Raw genomic sequence first — 16703 nt, 5'->3', positions numbered from 1 at the left:
TGCATTCCGAGACCGGCGCAGCCGGTTCGTTGAGAAGGACAGCGAGGCGAGAAGCCTCGCGACAGAGCGATGACACGACAGGAAAAGAACGACACGTTCTTGCTGACTTCGTTCCTCTACGGAGGAAACGCCGACTACATCGAACAGCTCTATTCCCGCTACAAGACCGACCCTCAAAGCGTGGACGAGACCTGGGGCTCCTTCTTCTCGAGGCTTGAAGACTCCGGCACCGATGCCAAGCGCAATGCCGAAGGCCCTTCCTGGGCCCGGCGCGACTGGCCGCAGGCGGCCGATGGCGATCTGGTTTCGGCCCTTGATGGCAACTGGGGCGAGGTCGCGGTCAAGACCGAGAAGGCGGTTGCCAAAAAGGCCGAGGCCGCCGGAGCGCCCGCTCCCACCGCCGAGACCATCCTGCAGGCCACCCGCGATTCCATTCGCGCCATCATGATGATCCGCGCTTACCGCATGCGCGGGCATCTGCATGCCGACCTCGACCCGCTAAAGCTCAAGGCCGAGGAGCCGGCACCCGAGCTCGACCCGGCAAGCTATGGCTTTTCCGAGGCCGATTTCTCCCGCAGGATCTTCATCGACAACTATCTCGGGCTCGAATTCGCCACTATCCCGGAGATGCTGGCGATCCTCAAACGCACCTATTGCGGTACGGTTGGCATCGAGTTCATGCACATCTCCGACCCCGATGCCAAGGCCTGGCTGCAGGAGCGGATCGAGGGACCGGACAAGGAGATCACCTTCACCGCCGAGGGCAAGAAGGCGATCCTCAACAAGCTTATCGAGGCTGAAGGCTTCGAGAAGTTCCTCGACGTCAAATATACCGGCACCAAGCGCTTCGGGCTCGACGGGGCTGAATCGGTCATTCCGGCGCTCGAGCAGATCATCAAGCGCGGCGGCGCGCTCGGCATCAAGGACATCGTGCTCGGCATGGCCCATCGCGGGCGCCTCAACATGCTCACGCAAGTCCTCGGCAAGCCGCACCGCGCGCTCTTCCACGAGTTCAAGGGCGGCGCTTTCTACCCCGAGGACGTCGAGGGCTCCGGCGACGTCAAGTATCACCTCGGTGCTTCCTCAGACCGCGAGTTCGACGGCAACAAGGTGCACCTGTCGCTGACGGCCAATCCCAGCCATCTCGAAATCGTCGACCCGGTGGTTCTGGGCAAGGCGCGCGCCAAGCAGGACCTGCATATGTCGCCCGATGGCAAGCTCGCCAATTTCGAGACCGAAGGGCGGCCGGACCGCTCGACGGTGTTGCCGCTCCTCCTTCACGGCGATGCGGCCTTCGCCGGCCAGGGGGTGGTGGCCGAATGCTTTGGGCTTTCGGGCCTCAAGGGTCACCGCACCGGCGGGTCGATCCACTTCGTCATCAACAACCAGATCGGTTTTACCACCGCGCCGCTCTATTCGCGCTCCTCGCCCTATCCGACGGACGTCGCCAAGATGATCGAGGCGCCGGTGTTCCACGTCAACGGCGATGATCCGGAGGCAGTGGTGTTCGCGGCCAAGGTCGCCGTCGAGTACCGTCAGAAGTTCGGCCGGCCGGTCGTCATCGACATGTTCTGCTACCGTCGCTTCGGCCACAACGAGGGCGACGAGCCGAGCTTTACCCAGCCGCTGATGTATTCGCGCATCCGCAGCCACAAATCGACGCTCGAGCTCTATGGCGAGAAGCTGATCGGGGAAGGGCTGGTTTCGGCCGAGGACGTCAACACGCTCAAAGCCGAATGGAAGGCGCGGCTCGAAGCCGAGTTCGAAGCGGGACAGGACTACCGGCCGAACAAGACCGACTGGCTCGACGGCGTCTGGAAGGAAATGAAGCCGGCCGAGCAGGAGGGGCCCCGTCGGGGCGTCACCGGCGTCGAGGTCGACCAGATCGCCCGCCTTGGGCAGGCGATGACGGCGGTCCCGGAGGGCTTCAACGTCCACAAGACGGTCAAGCGCTTCCTCGACAACCGGCTGGCTGCCATCGAATCGGGCGAGGGCATCGACTGGGCGACGGCCGAGGCGCTGGCCTTTGCCACCCTCGTCACCGAGGGCCACCCGGTCCGCTTGTCCGGCCAGGATGTCGAGCGCGGCACCTTCAGCCAGCGCCATTCGGTCCTCAATGACCAGAAGAACGATTCGACCTATACGCCGCTCAACAACCTCTCCGAAGATCAGTGCCGCTACGAGGTCATCAACTCGATGCTCTCGGAAGAGGCGGTGCTGGGCTTCGAATACGGCTATTCGCTGGCTGAGCCCAGGGCGCTGACCGTCTGGGAAGCCCAGTTCGGCGATTTCGTCAACGGCGCGCAGGTGGTCATAGACCAGTTCATCTCCTCGGGCGAGCGCAAGTGGTTCCGCATGTCGGGCCTCGTCATGCTCTTGCCGCACGGCTACGAGGGCCAGGGCCCCGAGCACTCCTCGGCCCGTCCCGAACGCTTCCTGCAGCTTTGCGCCGAGGACAACATGCAGGTCGCCAACTGCACGACGCCGGCCAACTACTTCCACGTCCTTCGCCGCCAGGTGAAGCGCGACTTCCGCAAACCCCTGATCCTGATGACGCCCAAGTCGCTGCTGCGGCACAAGCGGGCAGTCTCCAGTCTTGCCGAGATGGGGCCGGACTCCTGCTTCCATCGGCTGCTCTGGGATGACGCGGAGGCGCCCGGCGCCCCCAAGACGACGATCAAGCTTGCCAAGGACGACAGGATCCGGCGCGTGGTGCTATGCACCGGCAAGGTCTATTACGACCTCCTCGAGGATCGCGAGAAGCGCGGCGTCGACGACGTCTACCTGTTGCGCGTCGAGCAGCTCTACCCGTTCCCGGCCAAGGCGCTGCTCGACGAGCTCAACCGCTTCCCCAATGCCGAGGTCGCTTGGTGCCAGGAGGAGCCCAAGAACATGGGTGGCTGGGCGTTCATCCAGCCCTATGTCGAATGGGTGCTCGACCAGATGGGCCGCACCGGGCAGCGTGTCCACTATGTGGGCCGGCCGGCCTCGGCCTCGACCGCCACGGGCCTTATGCGCACGCATCTGGCCCAGCTCCAGGCCTTCCTCGATGAAGCGTTCGCCGCTTAGAGCGGGATGCGAAAAGTGGGAACCGGTTTTTTGCAGAAAATCCCGCGTCAACAAAAGCTAGAGCGCGCGATTTGATGCAATCAAATCGCATCGCGCTCTAGGGCAGATAACAAGGATCACACGATGTCGACAGAAATCCGCGTGCCGACGCTGGGCGAAAGCGTCACCGAAGCCACCATCGGCCAATGGTTCAAGAAGGTAGGCGATACCGTCGCTGCCGACGAGCCGGTCGTCGAGCTCGAGACCGACAAGGTGACCATCGAAGTGCCCGCGCCGGCCGCTGGTGTGCTCGAGACCATCTCCGCCCAACCGGGTGAGACGGTCGATGTCGGCGCGCTTCTCGGTGCGATCGGCGGGAACGGCGCGGCGGCAACGCCCGCCGAGCCGCCCAAGGCAGAAGCGCCCAAGGCTGAGGCGCCCAAGGCCGAGGCCAAGGAGGAAAGCCCGGCGGCGACAGCCGGCCAGCAGGTGGCCTCCGGCCAGACCCCGCCGACCGCTACGGACCGCGCGCCGACCCCGTCGGCCCAGAAGCTGATGGCCGAGAACAACCTGTCGGCTGAAGGTGTCGAGGGCAGCGGCAAGGCCGGCCAGATCCTCAAGGAAGACGTGCTGGCTGCCATGAGCCGCCCGGCTGCCGCCGCGCCTGCGCCCATGCCGCCGATTCCTGGCGCTGTCGATGCGCAGCCGACCCCACGGCCCGAGGCCAAAGCCCCTGCTGCCCCGCGCGCGCCTGTTGCCGCCGACGACGAAGCGCGCGAGGAGCGGGTCAAGATGACCCGGCTGCGCCAGACCATCGCCCGGCGCCTGAAGGACGCACAGAACACGGCGGCCATGCTCACCACCTTCAACGAGGTGGACATGAAGCCGGTTATGGACCTGCGGAACCAGTACAAAGAGCTCTTCGAGAAGAAGCATGGCGTCAAGCTCGGCTTCATGGGCTTCTTCACAAAGGCTGTCGTCCATGCCCTCAAGGAGATTCCGGCGGTCAATGCCGAGCTCGACGCCGACGACATCATCTACAAGAACTACGCCCATATCGGCGTTGCCGTCGGCACCGACAAGGGTCTCGTCGTGCCGGTGGTGCGCGACGCCGACAAGATGACCATTGCAGAGATCGAGAAGGAAATCGGCACGCTGGGCAAGAAGGCCCGGGACGGCCAGCTGTCCATGGCCGACATGCAAGGCGGTACCTTCACTATCTCCAATGGCGGCGTCTACGGCTCGCTGATGTCGACGCCCATCCTCAACGCGCCGCAGTCGGGGATCCTCGGCATGCACAAGATCCAGGAGCGGCCGGTGGTCGTCGGCGGCCAGATCGTGGTGCGCCCGATGATGTACCTGGCCTTGTCCTACGATCACCGGATCGTCGACGGCAAGGAGGCAGTGACCTTCCTCGTCAGGGTCAAGGAGAGCCTCGAGGCGCCCGAGCGGCTGGTGCTCGACCTCTAAATCTCCGCAATGTGCTGATTTGGAAGGGGCTCGCCACTGGCGAGCCCTTTTCGATTTCGGGGCAGAAGGGGCCGAGGGGAGGGAGGCATTAAGCCTTCATTGAGGATTGCACCGCAAACACTCGGGCAAAGAACGTATTTGGAGTGCGCCTTGCGCAACATCACGCGCTTAGGGGCCGCGCTGGTCGGCGCGACCCTTTGCCTGTCGAGCCAGGCCCTTTCCGTTCACGCCCAATCCGGACCGGGAGACGCCGCGCTCGTCGGCGAGCTCGTTGCTTTCCACGGCTCGAAAACCATCGTCTCGGTGATGACAACACATTGCTACGAGACCACGGGGCTCGATCCGGCCTACAAGCAGGCCGCCGAGGACTGGTATCTGAGGAATATCGGTTTTCTCGATCTGGCCGACCGGGTGGTTGCCCGCCTCGGCGGTGCCGCTCCACAGGAGCAGCAGGCAGTTGAGACCTATGCCGGTGAGCAGATCATGAGCGCCTACAACCAGACCGCCGATAAGAATGCGTTCTGCCGCGAATTTCTCGCCAAGGTGGAAGCGGGCGGGTTCGATATCGACAAGCAACTGCCCGGGCCCCTGAAGCAGGCCCAGGAGATTGCGTCGCAGTAGACTGCAGCGTCGACATTTGGGGCTCGGACGTGCCCGACGAAAGGCGGGCTCGCCGCCGGCGAAACGTCGTTCTATCGAGGGCGCACAGCGAACAAGGCTTTTCCCGGCGGCGATGGTGGTTTAATCGGGTCGTCGGCATTACATCTCCGACTGATCCACCTCAGGGGCACTCTCCAAATGGCAGACCAATTCGACGTCACCGTTATCGGCACCGGTCCGGGCGGTTATGTAGCCGCGATCCGCGCCGCCCAACTCGGCAAGAAGGTGGCGGTCGTGGAAAAGTGGGCGACCCATGGCGGCACCTGCCTCAATATCGGCTGCATCCCCTCCAAGGCGCTGCTGCATACCAGCGAGCTTTTCGAGGAGGCCGGCCACACCTTCAAGCAACTGGGCATCGACGTCGGCACGCCACGGCTCGACCTCAAGCAGATGATGGTCCACAAGGACGACACGGTCGCAGCCAATGTCGGCGGCGTCGACTATCTCTTTAAAAAGAACAAGATCGCCGTCTATCGCGGCATCGGCTCGATTCCGGCCCCCGGCAAGGTGCTGGTCACCCCGCAATCGGGCGCGCCGACCGAGATCGCCTCCAAGGCCATCATCATCGCGTCCGGCTCGGTCCCGGCGAACTTGCCGGGCATCGACATCGACGAGAAGCGAATTGTCACCTCGACCGGCGCGCTGACGCTCGAAAAGGTGCCCGAGCGCCTTTTGGTCATCGGGGCGGGCGTCATCGGGCTCGAGCTCGGTTCGGTGTGGGCGCGGCTCGGCTCCAAGGTCACTGTCGTTGAATATCTCGATCGCATCCTGCCCGGCATGGATTCAGAAGTGGCGCGCAACTTCCAGCGCATGCTGCAAAAGCAGGACATGGAATTCCGTCTCTCCTCCAAGGTTGCCAGCATCGACAAGGCCGAGGACGGCACGCTCAGGGTTCAGGTCGAACCTGCCCAGGGCGGCGAGGCCGAGACGCTCGAGACGGACGTGGCGCTGGTCGCCATCGGACGCAAACCCTATACCGAGGGCCTGGGGCTCGATCTCGTCGGCGTTGCGCTCGACGAACGTGGTCGCATCCGCGTCGACGGGCACTACAAGACCTCGGTCGACGGCATCTATGCGATCGGCGACGTCATTGCAGGGCCGATGCTCGCCCACAAGGCCGAGGACGAGGGCATTGCGGTGGCCGAGATCATCGCCGGTCAGGCCGGACACGTGAACTACGGCGCCATCCCCTCTGTCGTCTACACCAATCCGGAGATCGCCTCGGTCGGCAAGACCGAGGATGAATTGAAGGCCGAGGGCATCGACTACAAGATCGGCAAGTTTCCCTTTACCGCCAACGGCCGCGCCAAGGCGATGCTGGCGACGCAAGGGTTCGTCAAGATCCTGGCCGATGTCACGACCGATCGGGTGCTGGGCGCCCATATCGTCGGAAAGAACGCCGGTGAGATGATCCACGAGCTCGTTACCCTGATGGAGTTCTCCGGCGCCGCCGAAGACCTCGCCCGCACCACCCACGCGCATCCGACCCTCTCGGAAGCAGTGCGCGAGGCGGCGTTGGCCTTGGGCGATGGAGCGATCCATATCTAGGGAGCTACCGTGGTTTCGTTCCCCTTCGCCCTGAAGGCGAGGGTTGGAGCTGCTCCAATCCTAGAGAGAGTGCACTCATGACAGTCTCCAACGAGGAAGAGCTTGCAGGCCTGAAGGCGATCGGTGCCATTGTCGCCAATACGCTGGAGGAGATGCGCAAGACGGTGGAGCCGGGCATCACCACGGCCGAGCTCGATACGCTCGGCCGGCGGCTGCTCGAAGAGGCGGGCGCGCGGCCGGCGCCGGAACTGACCTATGGTTTTCCCGGTGCCACCTGCATCAGCCTCAACGAGGAAATCGCCCACGGCATTCCGGGGGCCCGACGCATCACGGCGGGCGACCTCGTCAATATCGACGTCTCGGCGGAAAAGGACGGCTATTTCGCCGATACCGGCGCCTCGTTCGCGGTGCCGCCGGTTGCAAGGCGCATCGAGCGGCTTTGCCGCGACGGCCGCCGGGCGCTGTGGACCGGCCTGCAGCAGGTCAGCGCCGACCGACCGATGGCCGGCATCGGCGAGGCCATCGGCGCCTTTGCGAAGAGGAACGGCTATAGCCTGGTGCGCAACCTTGCCAGCCACGGCGTCGGCCGCGGTCTCCACGACGAGCCTCACGAGATCGCCACCTGGCCCGACCGCAGCGACCGCCGGCGCATGCACGAGGGCCTGGTCTTTACCGTCGAACCGTTCCTGTCGCTCGGCGCCGAGTGGGCCGAGGACGACGGCAAGGATCCGTGGACGCTTTATAGCGTCCCCAAGGCGCCGACAGTTCAGTACGAGCACACGGTCATCGCCACCCGCAACGGCCCGTTGGTGGTGACGCTACCCAATTAAAGGCCCGTTCCGATGGATTCGGAACGGGCGTTGCAGTCCAACTTTTCCGGCCGCTACTCACCCACCTGCACGATGGTTCCCGCCTCATAGGCCTCACGGCAGTCGGAGGCATCGCGCAGCTCGTCGCTGTCGAGGAGCGTCGTTGCCGTGCCCGGGCCCTCGAAGCGCGGGTCGTCGCACTCGCCGTCATTGGCGTAGGTCGAGGAATCATCGCCGAAATCGATGTGCGAGGAGTCGTAGGGACCAGCGGCGGCATAGGCCGGGTCGAAGACCTTGCGGATCTCGGCTTCGCCCGCCTCTACCAGCGTGCGGCAGTCGGTGGCGTCGCGCATCTCGTCCTCGGCCAAGAGCTTCTTGCCGGTGCCGGTGCCGGCAAAGCGGGGATCGTCGCACTCGCCATCATTGGCCCACTGGCTGGAATCGTCGCCATAATCGAAGACGGCGGGGGCGCTCGAGGACGTCCCGGCCAGCGTCACCGTGCCGGCCTCAAAGGCCTCGCGGCAGTCGGTTGCGTCGCGCAACTCGTCGCTGTCGAGCAGCTGGTCGGCCGTGCCCGGCCCGGTAAAGCGCGGATCGTCGCACTCGCCGTCATTGGCCCATGGGCTGGTATCGTCGCCGAAGTCGATGTCGTCGATGCTGGCGGCATCGCCCTTGAGGGTGATCGAGCCGTCCTCGAAGAGGGTGCGGCAGTCGGTGGCGTCGTGCATGCGGTCTTCGTCGAGGAGCGTCGTTGCCATGCCGGTGCCGGTAAAGCGCGGATCATCGCACTCGCCGTCATTGGCCCACTCGCTGGTGTCGTCGCCGAAATCGACGTCGTCGATGCCGACGGCGTCGCCCTTGAGGGTGATCGAGCCCGCCTCGTAGAGGGTGCGGCAGTCGGTGGCATCGTGCATGCGGTCCGCCTCGAGGAGCTCGGCGGCCATGCCGGTGCCGGCAAAGCGCGGATCGTCGCATTCGCCGTCATTGGCCCACTGGCTCGAATCGTCGCCGAAGTCGATGTCGGTCGGGGCGGCGGCATCGGATTTCTCGCCGGCAAGGGTGACAGTACCTGCCTCATAGGCCTCGCGGCAGTCGGTGGCATCATGCATTCGGTCGGTTTCGATGAGCTCGTCGGCCGTTCCGGGACCGGCAAAGCGGGGGTCGTCGCACTCGCCATCATTGGCCCACTGGCTCGAATCATCGCCGAAGTCGATGTCGGTCGTGGCGGTGGTCTCGGACTTCTCGCCGGCCAGGGTCACGGTGCCGGCCTCGTGGGCCTCGCGGCAGTCGGTTGCGTCATGCATGCGGTCGGCGTCGACTAGTTCGTCCGCCGTTCCGGGACCGGTGAAGCGTGGGTCATCGCACTCGCCGTCATTGGCCCACCGACCCGAATCGTCGCCGAAATCGATGTCGGTTGCAGCGGTGGTTCCGGACTCCTCGCCGGCCAGGGTCACGGTGCCGGCCTCGTGGGCCTCGCGGCAGTCGGTCGCGTCCTTCATCAGGTCGGCGTCGACCAGTTGGTCGGCGGTTCCGGGACCGGTGAAACGCGGATCGTCGCATTCGCCATCGTTGGCCCACTGGCCCGAATCATCGCCGAAGTCGATGTCGTCGAGCTGGGCGACGAGCAGCGCGCCCTTCACGTCCAGTGACGCTGCCGGCAGGTCCTGCACCGGCGCAGCGAGCCCAGGGGTTGCAGCGGCCAGCACAAGGGACAGCCCGAAAAGCGCGCTGCGAAGCAGCGGGGTGGCAGACGGCATGACATGTCCTCCCAGGAGAGCCCGATTATCCAGCCAGACATTACAGCGGCTTTTGGTGTTCAGATAGTCTTGTCGTCGTGCCTTAAGGTCAGGTGAATTTCACGCTGACGCTTTCACCCGGCGTTCGGCCCGGCTGAAGAGGGTGATACCGGCGATGACCATGGCGGTACCGATCGCGTGGAAAATGGTGAAGGCTTCGCCGAGGACCAGAACCGCGATCACCGCCGTCACCACCGGGCCAAGGCCTGCCGTCGAGGCAGTGGCGCGGGCTCCGACGCGAGCCATGCCCGCGTTCATCAGGAACGAGGGCAGCACGGTGCCGAGGATGCCGAGCGCGAGGCCATAGGCGAGGGTTTCTCCATCGAGGCCGGCAAGGTTGCCGGGTCCATGGACGACGGCATCCTGGGTGATGGCCGCCAGCGCGGCGGTCGACATGCCGACGCAGGTGAAGAGCCCGCTGCCGAGCGTCAGCATCTGCCGCTTGGCCAGGTGCTGGTAGAGCGCGAAGGTGAGGGCGGCGGCCATGACCAGCGCCGTGCCGGTGAGGAGGCCTACCGGCTCGGTGACGAGGTTCCAGCCGAAGATGAGCGCGATGCCGAGATAGGAGATCACCATGCCGGGCACCACGCTCCAGGCCATGCGATCCCCGAAGAAGGCAACGCCGAGCACAAGCACGAAGAATGGATAGGTGAACAGCACCAGCCGCTCGTACTGGGCCGTGACGTATTGCAGGCCGAGGAAATCGAGGTAGCTCGAGACATAGTAGCCCAGAAGACCGATGAGCATGGTTGCGGCGAGCACGGGCAGCGTCAGATTGGCTCGCATGCCGGGCTTGCGCACGAGCAGCGCTATGAGGATCACGGCATAGACCGGCAGCGCCACAGCCATGCGCAGCGCCAGGAGCGTTTCGGTGGCGACACCGTGGGCATAGGCGAGCTTGATGAAGATGCCCTTGGTCGAAAAGAGGATCGCACCGCCGATGGCGAGGGCGTAGCCCGTGGTGTCGAAGCGTGTCGAGGCGGCAGGCGAAAGCGGCGGAGCGGACATCAGAGGAACCTTTTAGGGCGCCCGTCCGTCAGTCACCGGTCTTACACCCGGGCCTGGCGGCCGGGCCGGTGAAACGAAATCGCTTGAAAGACTAAATCAGCGTCCGCCCCGGCACCTGTCGGTGCCAAGGAGCCAAATGTTGGCGATAAGGATGGTGTGCGCACGCATGATGCCTCTTGCTACATCGCGGTGCGTTCCGCGTAAAGGCGCAATTGCGGTGCCGGCGTCAGCGCTGGCGATCGGCCCGCATGTCAGCCCCGCGGATGCGCATTGCGGTAGCTTTCGAGCAGTCGCTCGGTATCGACGGCGGTATAGACCTGCGTCGTCGAGAGCGAGGCATGGCCGAGAAGCTCCTGGATCGCCCTGAGGTCACCGCCGCGTCCGAGCAGGTGCGTTGCGAAGGAATGCCGGAGCGCGTGCGGGGTTGCCGAAGGCGGCAGGCCGAGGGCACCCCGCAGCTGCTGGGCCCGAAGCTGGATGAGCCGCGGTGAGAGCGGTCCGCCGCGCATGCCCCGAAAGATCGGCTCGTCCCGGGCAGGATGGAACGGAGAGAGCGATCGGTAGGTGTCGATCGCCTGCCGGACGGGCGCGATCAGCGGCACCATGCGTACTTTGCCGCCCTTGCCGATGACGCGCAGCGCCGCTGCCTCGAGGTCGGCGGGGGTGACTGCCAGGGCCTCGGAAATGCGCAGCCCCGCGCCATAGCAGAGCGCGAGCACCGCCATGTCGCGCGCCGCGATCCACGGACGCTCTTCCAAATCCTCTGTCATGGCGATGGCCTGGCGCGCCTCGGCGATAGTCAGCGCCTTGGGCAGGGATTTAGGGATCTTCGGGGTCCTGATGGTGTTGAGCGCCTCGCTCGCCAGGACGCCCTCGCGCTCGAGGAACTTGAAGAACGACTTCAGGGCCGAAAGCACCCGGGCCAGCGAGCGCGAGCCGAGGCTTTCGGCCCGCCGCGCAGCCATGAAGGCGCGGATGTCGGCGGCGCTGAGGTCGGCAAGCGTTGCCAGCGACACCGTTCCGCCGGTATGGCCGGAGAGAAACGCAATGAACTGCGACAGGTCCCGGTCATAGGCTTCGATGGTGTTGGGCGAAAGGCGCCGCACGGCGACGAGCTCGCGCATCCAGAGTGCGATGCGCTCCTTGACGGCCTCGTCGGTGGCAAAGGCGGTATCGGTCATGGGGTCACCATGCCGCACAGCGGTAAAGTCAGGTTTAACCCGACCGGGCTGGCCGAATCGGCGCCAAAGGCTATCTATGAGCAAGGGAACAGAACGAGCACGAATGTACGGACCCGGCGACATCGTAGCAGTCATGGTGGGGGTCGCCGTCGAGGGGCCGTACTCCTACCGGGTGCCCGAGGGTATGCAGATTGAGCGCGGCGCGATCGTCGTCGTGCCGCTCGGCCCGCGCGCCACGCTCGGGGTCGTCTGGGGTGAGCCCAAGGACACGGTGGCGCACAACCGGCTGCGGGACATCGCTCATGTTTACGACGTGCCGGCTCTTTCGGACGAACTCTTAAAGCTCGTCGACTGGGTAGCCCGCTATACGCTGGCCGCCCCCGGCATGGTGATGCGCGGGGTGGTACGCAGTCCCGAAGCGCTGGAGCCCGAACGGCCGGTCACCGCCTATCGCAAGACCGAATATGAGCCCGAGCGGTTGACCGATGCACGGCTGCGCGTGCTCGACGTCGTTGCCGACGGCATGGTCTGGGCGCGAGCGGCGATCATCGGAGCGAGCGGCGTCTCGGCCTCGGTCGTCGACGGGCTTGAGCGCGTCGGAGCGCTCGAGCGGCTGGAGGTGCCGCCTCCGCCCGCGGTGCTGCCGCCCGACCCGGATGCGAACGTCGCAACGCTCAGCGCCGAGCAGCAGGTTGCCCTCGACGAGGTCCGGCAACTCGATGCCGGGCGTTTCGGGGTGGCGCTGCTCGATGGCGTTACCGGTGGCGGCAAGACGGAAGTGTTCTTCGAGGCCGTCGCCGACACCCTGCGCGCCGGACGACAGGCGCTGGTGCTGCTGCCCGAGATCGCACTGACCCACACCTTCCTCGAGCGCTTCACCAAGCGCTTCGATGCGCGCCCGGCCGAATGGCATTCGGACATGACCCCCGCGCAGCGGGCGCGGGTATGGAGGGGGGTGCTGAAGGGCGAGGTTCGGGCGGTGGTGGGGGCGCGCTCGGCGCTGTTCCTGCCGTTCCGGGAACTCGGGCTGATCGTTCTCGATGAGGAGCATGACGGCGCGTACAAGCAGTCGGACGGCGTCAACTATCATGCGCGCGACATGGCGGTGGTGCGGGCACGCCTGACCGAGGCACGGGTGATCCTGTCATCGGCCACGCCCTCGGTCGAATCGCGCAACAACGCCAATCAGAGACGCTACAGGCATGTCGTTCTTGCCTCGCGCTTTGCCGAGGCGGCGCTGCCGGATGTGACCGCGCTCGACATGCGCGAGGAGGGACCCGAGAAGGGCCGCTGGATCGCGCCGCGCCTGGCGCGCGAGATCTTTGCCACCCTCGACCGCGGCGAGCAGGCACTGCTCTTCCTCAACCGGCGAGGCTATGCGCCGCTGACCCTTTGCCGGGCCTGCGGGCACCAGTATCAATGCCCGGACTGCTCGGCCTGGCTCGTCGAGCACCGGTTCCGGGGCGTTTTAATGTGCCACCATTGCGGGCATGAGCAGAAGATCCCGGCGGCGTGCGGAGCGTGCGGAGCCACGGAGTCGCTGGTGCCGATCGGCCCCGGGATCGAGCGCATCGCCGAGGAGGCGGCCGAGCGTTTCCCCGAGGCGCGTCGTGTCATCCTTTCGTCCGACATGGGCTCGAACGCGCAGCTCAAGCAACGCTTCGCCGAGATCGAGCAGGGCGACTATGATATCGTCATCGGCACACAGCTCGTCGCCAAGGGGCACCACTTCGAGAAGCTGACGCTGGTCGGCGTGCTTGATGCCGACCTCGGTCTTGCCCACGGCGATCCGCGGGCTGCCGAGAAGACTTTCCAGATCCTGACCCAGGTCGCCGGCCGCGCCGGGCGCGCGGTGCGGCACGGCAAGGCCTTTCTGCAGACCTACCACCCCGGCCACCCGGTGATGCGCGCCATGGTCACCGGCGACCGGGAAGCGTTCTACGCTCATGAATTGGCGGCCCGCGAGGCCGGCGGTCTTCCGCCATTCGGGCGGCTGGCGGCGTTGATCGTCTCGGCCAACGACCACGAAGAGGCGATGGGCTATGCGCGACGGCTGCTGTCAACTGCGCCGATGGCCGACAAGCTCAAGCTCTTCGGACCTGCCGATGCGCCCATCGCCATGGTACGCGGCCGGCACCGGGTGCGGCTGTTGGCACAGAGCCCCAAAGACTTTGACCTCTCGGGCTATGTGCGCTTCTGGCTCGCCAGCGCCGAGCGCCCCAAGGGGAGCCTCAAGGTGCAGGTGGACATCGACCCGATGAGCTTCTTCTGAGTTTTTGTATATACGAAAATTGACTCCGGCCGGGATGGGGACTACATAGAGGGAGCTCGATGGAGTCGAATGGGATGAGGCGAAGAACCGGTCGAACAGGATCAAACATGGGGTGAGCTTCGAGGTCGCCTACCTGTTCGATTGGACCGGAGCGGGCGTGCTGGTCGACGACCGGCGAGCCTGTGGCGAAGAGCGGTTGGTCGCGTATGGCGAAGCCGGGGACGGCGATGGCTACGTAATCGTCTTCACCATTCGCGCTGGGATTTATCGGATCATCAGCATTCGGCGGTTCGGCAGAAGGGACTATCTCACTTATGAGCAACTCAAACGCCAAAAATAGAATCTATGGAGTTCCCGACGATGAAATGCCGGAACTCACGCCTGAGCTTGCCAAGAAGCTTCGGCCGTTGAACGACATTCTGGCTGAACGGGGCCTGCCGCCGGTTGGCCGGCCCAAATCCGCCAACCCGAAAGTCTCAGTGAGTCTCAGGCTCGACCGCGAGGTGGTCGAAGGATTCAAGGCCGAGGGGCCGGGTTGGCAGACACGCATGAACGCGGCTCTTGCCGAGAGCCTCAAAGCCAAGCGCAAGCGCGCCTGACCAGTCCCGGCGGCGCACTGCCGGCTGCGACATTTTCGCCGTGAGCGAATCGCGTCCCGGAGCCTTGCAAGCCGCGTTCCGCTTGTGATAGAGCGAGCCCGACTTCTGGGGGTCCGTGGGTGGCCTTCCTCCAAACAAGAAGACCAAAAAACATCGGCAACCGCCGCAGTCCGTTCCGGAAGGGCAGTGGCAGGCTAGCAAGAGGGTGATGCGGCATTGGCAGCGCAAAATTCAGTGCTTGTTGGAATCGCGCGGCCATACGCGTCGGCGCTTTTCGATGTCGCTAAGGACGAAAACCAGCTGGCTTCGGTCGAGACCGCCCTCAGCGACGTTGGGCGCCTGGTCCGCGAGAGCGAGGACTTCGCCCGCTTCCTCAAGTCGCCGGCCATCAATGCCGAGGACAAGGCCGAGGCGGTGAATGCCATCCTTGCCAAGACGCAGACCAATCCGCTGGTGTCCAATCTCCTGAAGCTCGTTGCCCGCAACGGGCGGCTGTTTGCGCTTTCCCAGATCATCGATGCCTTCAAGGCGCTCGCGGCTGCGGCGCGTGGTGAGGTGACCGCCGAGGTCACGTCGGCCGCGCCCCTGACCGACGCCCAGGCCAAGTCTCTTTCCGAGACGCTTTCCGCCAAGGTCGGCAAAGCCGTCACGCTCAACCAACACGTCGATCCCTCGCTCATCGGCGGCCTGCAGGTCAAGGTCGGCAGCCAGTTGATCGATTCTTCCCTCAAGACAAAACTCGCAGCGATGAAGATCGCCATGAAAGAGGTCGGATAATGGACATCAAAGCCGCGGAAATCTCTGCGATCCTCAAGGACCAGATCAAGAATTTCGGCCAGGAAGCCCAGGTTTCCGAAGTCGGTCAGGTGCTCTCGGTCGGCGACGGCATCGCTCGTGTCTATGGCCTCGACAACTGCCAGGCCGGTGAGCTCGTGGAGCTCCCGGGCGGCATCAAGGGCATGGCGCTCAACCTCGAAGAGGACAATGTCGGCATCGTGATCTTCGGCGACGACCGGGCGATCAAGGAAGGCGACACCGTCAAGCGCACCGGCGCCATCGTCGATACGCCGGTCGGCAAAGGTCTCCTCGGGCGCGTGGTCGATGGCCTCGGCAACCCGATCGACGGCAAGGGCCCGATCGAATTCACCGAGCGCCGGCGCGTCGACGTCAAGGCGCCCGGCATCCTGCCACGCAAGTCCGTGCACGAGCCGATGTCGACGGGCCTCAAGGCGATCGATGCCATGATCCCGATCGGGCGCGGCCAGCGCGAGCTCGTCATCGGCGACCGTCAGACCGGCAAGACCGCCATCGTTCTCGACACCTTCCTCAACCAGAAGCCGGCGCATGCGGCGGGCGCGTCCGAGACGGACAAGCTCTACTGCATCTACGTCGCCGTCGGCCAAAAACGCTCGACCGTTGCCCAGTTCGTCAAGACGCTCGAGGACGCCGGTGCGCTCGAATATTCGGTGGTGGTCGCCGCGACCGCCTCGGACCCGGCACCGCTCCAATACATCGCACCCTTCACCGGCTGCGCGATCGGCGAGTATTTCCGCGACAACGGCATGCATGCCGTGATCGCCTATGACGACCTGACCAAGCAGGCCGTCGCCTACCGTCAGATGTCGCTACTGCTGCGCCGTCCGCCGGGGCGCGAGGCCTATCCGGGCGACGTCTTCTACCTGCACTCGCGGCTCCTCGAACGCGCTGCCAAGCTCAACGACGATCACGGCAATGGCTCTCTGACGGCACTGCCCATCATCGAGACCCAGGCCAACGACGTGTCGGCCTATATCCCGACCAATGTGATCTCGATCACCGATGGACAGATCTTCCTCGAGACCAACCTCTTCTTCCAGGGCATCCGCCCGGCGGTGAACGTGGGTCTTTCGGTGTCGCGCGTGGGTTCGTCCGCCCAGATCAAGGCGATGAAGCAGGTCGCCGGCTCGATCAAGGGCGAGCTTTCCCAGTATCGCGAGATGGCGGCCTTTGCCCAGTTCGGTTCGGACCTCGATGCCGCAACGCAGCGGCTCCTCAACCGCGGCGCCCGCCTGACCGAGCTTCTCAAGCAACCGCAGTTCTCGCCCTTGAAGAGCGAAGAGCAGGTGGTCGTCATCTTTGCCGGCATCAACGGCTATCTCGACAGTCTGCCGGTCGCCAAGGTCGGCGAGTTCGAGCAGACGGTGCTGTCGACCTTCCGGTCCAAGCACGCCGACATCCTCGAGGCCATTGCCAGGGAAAAGGCGCTTTCGGATGACCTGCGTGCCAAGGTCAAGGACGCGCTTGACGCCATCAAGAAGACCTTCGCGGCTTAA

At 65.0% G+C, this 16703-nt stretch carries 12 protein-coding genes and 1 pseudogene; 10 read left to right on the top strand and 3 right to left on the bottom strand.

The features are described from left to right. Positions 1-69: 69 nt before the first annotated feature. The 5 genes from QQK18_RS08015 (at position 70) to map (ending at position 7556) form a co-directional block, all read left to right on the top strand. Complete coding sequence (locus QQK18_RS08015; RefSeq protein ID WP_284339783.1) at positions 70-3069, top strand: 2-oxoglutarate dehydrogenase E1 component; 3000 nt, start codon at positions 70-72, stop codon at positions 3067-3069. Positions 3070-3192: 123 nt separating this feature from the next. After that, positions 3193-4518, top strand: a complete 1326-nt coding sequence (gene odhB / locus QQK18_RS08010) for a 2-oxoglutarate dehydrogenase complex dihydrolipoyllysine-residue succinyltransferase (protein ID WP_284339782.1) — start codon at positions 3193-3195, stop codon at positions 4516-4518. Positions 4519-4668: 150 nt separating this feature from the next. Then, positions 4669-5139, top strand: coding sequence for a hypothetical protein (locus QQK18_RS08005; protein WP_284339781.1), 471 nt, complete (start codon positions 4669-4671; stop codon positions 5137-5139). Between the two features lie 177 nt (positions 5140-5316). Beyond that, on the top strand, positions 5317-6726 hold the full coding sequence (gene lpdA / locus QQK18_RS08000) for a dihydrolipoyl dehydrogenase (protein ID WP_284339780.1): 1410 nt from the start codon (positions 5317-5319) through the stop codon (positions 6724-6726). A 77-nt stretch (positions 6727-6803) separates the two neighbouring features. Beyond that, the gene (map, locus tag QQK18_RS07995) at positions 6804-7556 is read left to right on the top strand and encodes a type I methionyl aminopeptidase (RefSeq protein WP_284339779.1); all 753 of its coding nucleotides are present in this window, start codon (positions 6804-6806) and stop codon (positions 7554-7556) included. 53 nt (positions 7557-7609) lie between these two features. Here the strand turns inward: map and QQK18_RS07990 are convergent, their stop codons facing one another. From QQK18_RS07990 to QQK18_RS07980, 3 genes are all read right to left on the bottom strand, one after another. Then, positions 7610-9292 carry a hypothetical protein gene (locus QQK18_RS07990; protein WP_284339778.1) on the bottom strand — a complete coding sequence of 561 codons (1683 nt, stop codon included), beginning with the start codon at positions 9290-9292 and terminating at the stop codon, positions 7610-7612. Between the two features lie 99 nt (positions 9293-9391). Beyond that, entirely contained in the window at positions 9392-10339 is a 948-nt protein-coding gene (locus QQK18_RS07985) for a DMT family transporter (RefSeq protein ID WP_284339777.1), read from the bottom strand. 251 nt (positions 10340-10590) lie between these two features. Beyond that, positions 10591-11520: a tyrosine recombinase XerC gene (locus tag QQK18_RS07980; protein WP_284339776.1), complete on the bottom strand. Its 930-nt coding sequence runs from the start codon at positions 11518-11520 to the stop codon at positions 10591-10593. A gap of 103 nt (positions 11521-11623) precedes the next feature. On the opposite strand from QQK18_RS07980, the gene QQK18_RS07975 reads away from it, so the two are divergent. From QQK18_RS07975 to atpA, 5 genes and pseudogenes are all read left to right on the top strand, one after another. After that, positions 11624-13792, top strand: coding sequence for a primosomal protein N' (locus QQK18_RS07975; RefSeq protein WP_284339775.1), 2169 nt, complete (start codon positions 11624-11626; stop codon positions 13790-13792). Positions 13793-13874: 82 nt separating this feature from the next. Then, a pseudogene (locus QQK18_RS07970) lies at positions 13875-14132 on the top strand (BrnT family toxin); the annotation flags it as partial. Between the two features lie 25 nt (positions 14133-14157). After that, on the top strand, positions 14158-14391 hold the full coding sequence (locus QQK18_RS07965) for a BrnA antitoxin family protein (protein ID WP_284339774.1): 234 nt from the start codon (positions 14158-14160) through the stop codon (positions 14389-14391). Between the two features lie 234 nt (positions 14392-14625). Next, entirely contained in the window at positions 14626-15168 is a 543-nt protein-coding gene (locus QQK18_RS07960; protein WP_284339773.1) for a F0F1 ATP synthase subunit delta, read from the top strand. Continuing rightward, complete coding sequence (atpA, locus tag QQK18_RS07955; protein ID WP_284339771.1) at positions 15168-16703, top strand: F0F1 ATP synthase subunit alpha; 1536 nt, start codon at positions 15168-15170, stop codon at positions 16701-16703. Before QQK18_RS07960 ends, atpA begins: the two co-directional genes overlap by 1 nt.

Origin of the sequence: Devosia nitrariae (genome assembly GCF_030160115.1) — a bacterium.
Lineage (GTDB): Bacteria > Pseudomonadota > Alphaproteobacteria > Rhizobiales > Devosiaceae > Devosia > Devosia nitrariae.
The sequence above is the reverse complement of the archived record's forward strand: the minus strand, read 5'-3'. Positions and strand labels throughout refer to the sequence as shown.

Excerpts from the sequence above, each read along its gene's own strand:
- QQK18_RS08015 (WP_284339783.1), top strand. The coding sequence starts at position 70 with ATGACACGACAGGAAAAGAACGACACGTTCTTGCTGACTTCGTTCCTC.
- odhB (WP_284339782.1), top strand. The coding sequence starts at position 3,193 with ATGTCGACAGAAATCCGCGTGCCGACGCTGGGCGAAAGCGTCACCGAA.
- lpdA (WP_284339780.1), top strand. The coding sequence starts at position 5,317 with ATGGCAGACCAATTCGACGTCACCGTTATCGGCACCGGTCCGGGCGGT.
- map (WP_284339779.1), top strand. The coding sequence starts at position 6,804 with ATGACAGTCTCCAACGAGGAAGAGCTTGCAGGCCTGAAGGCGATCGGT.
- QQK18_RS07990 (WP_284339778.1), bottom strand. The coding sequence starts at position 9,292 with ATGCCGTCTGCCACCCCGCTGCTTCGCAGCGCGCTTTTCGGGCTGTCC.
- QQK18_RS07985 (WP_284339777.1), bottom strand. The coding sequence starts at position 10,339 with ATGTCCGCTCCGCCGCTTTCGCCTGCCGCCTCGACACGCTTCGACACC.
- QQK18_RS07980 (WP_284339776.1), bottom strand. The coding sequence starts at position 11,520 with ATGACCGATACCGCCTTTGCCACCGACGAGGCCGTCAAGGAGCGCATC.
- QQK18_RS07975 (WP_284339775.1), top strand. The coding sequence starts at position 11,624 with ATGTACGGACCCGGCGACATCGTAGCAGTCATGGTGGGGGTCGCCGTC.
- QQK18_RS07965 (WP_284339774.1), top strand. The coding sequence starts at position 14,158 with ATGCCGGAACTCACGCCTGAGCTTGCCAAGAAGCTTCGGCCGTTGAAC.
- atpA (WP_284339771.1), top strand. The coding sequence starts at position 15,168 with ATGGACATCAAAGCCGCGGAAATCTCTGCGATCCTCAAGGACCAGATC.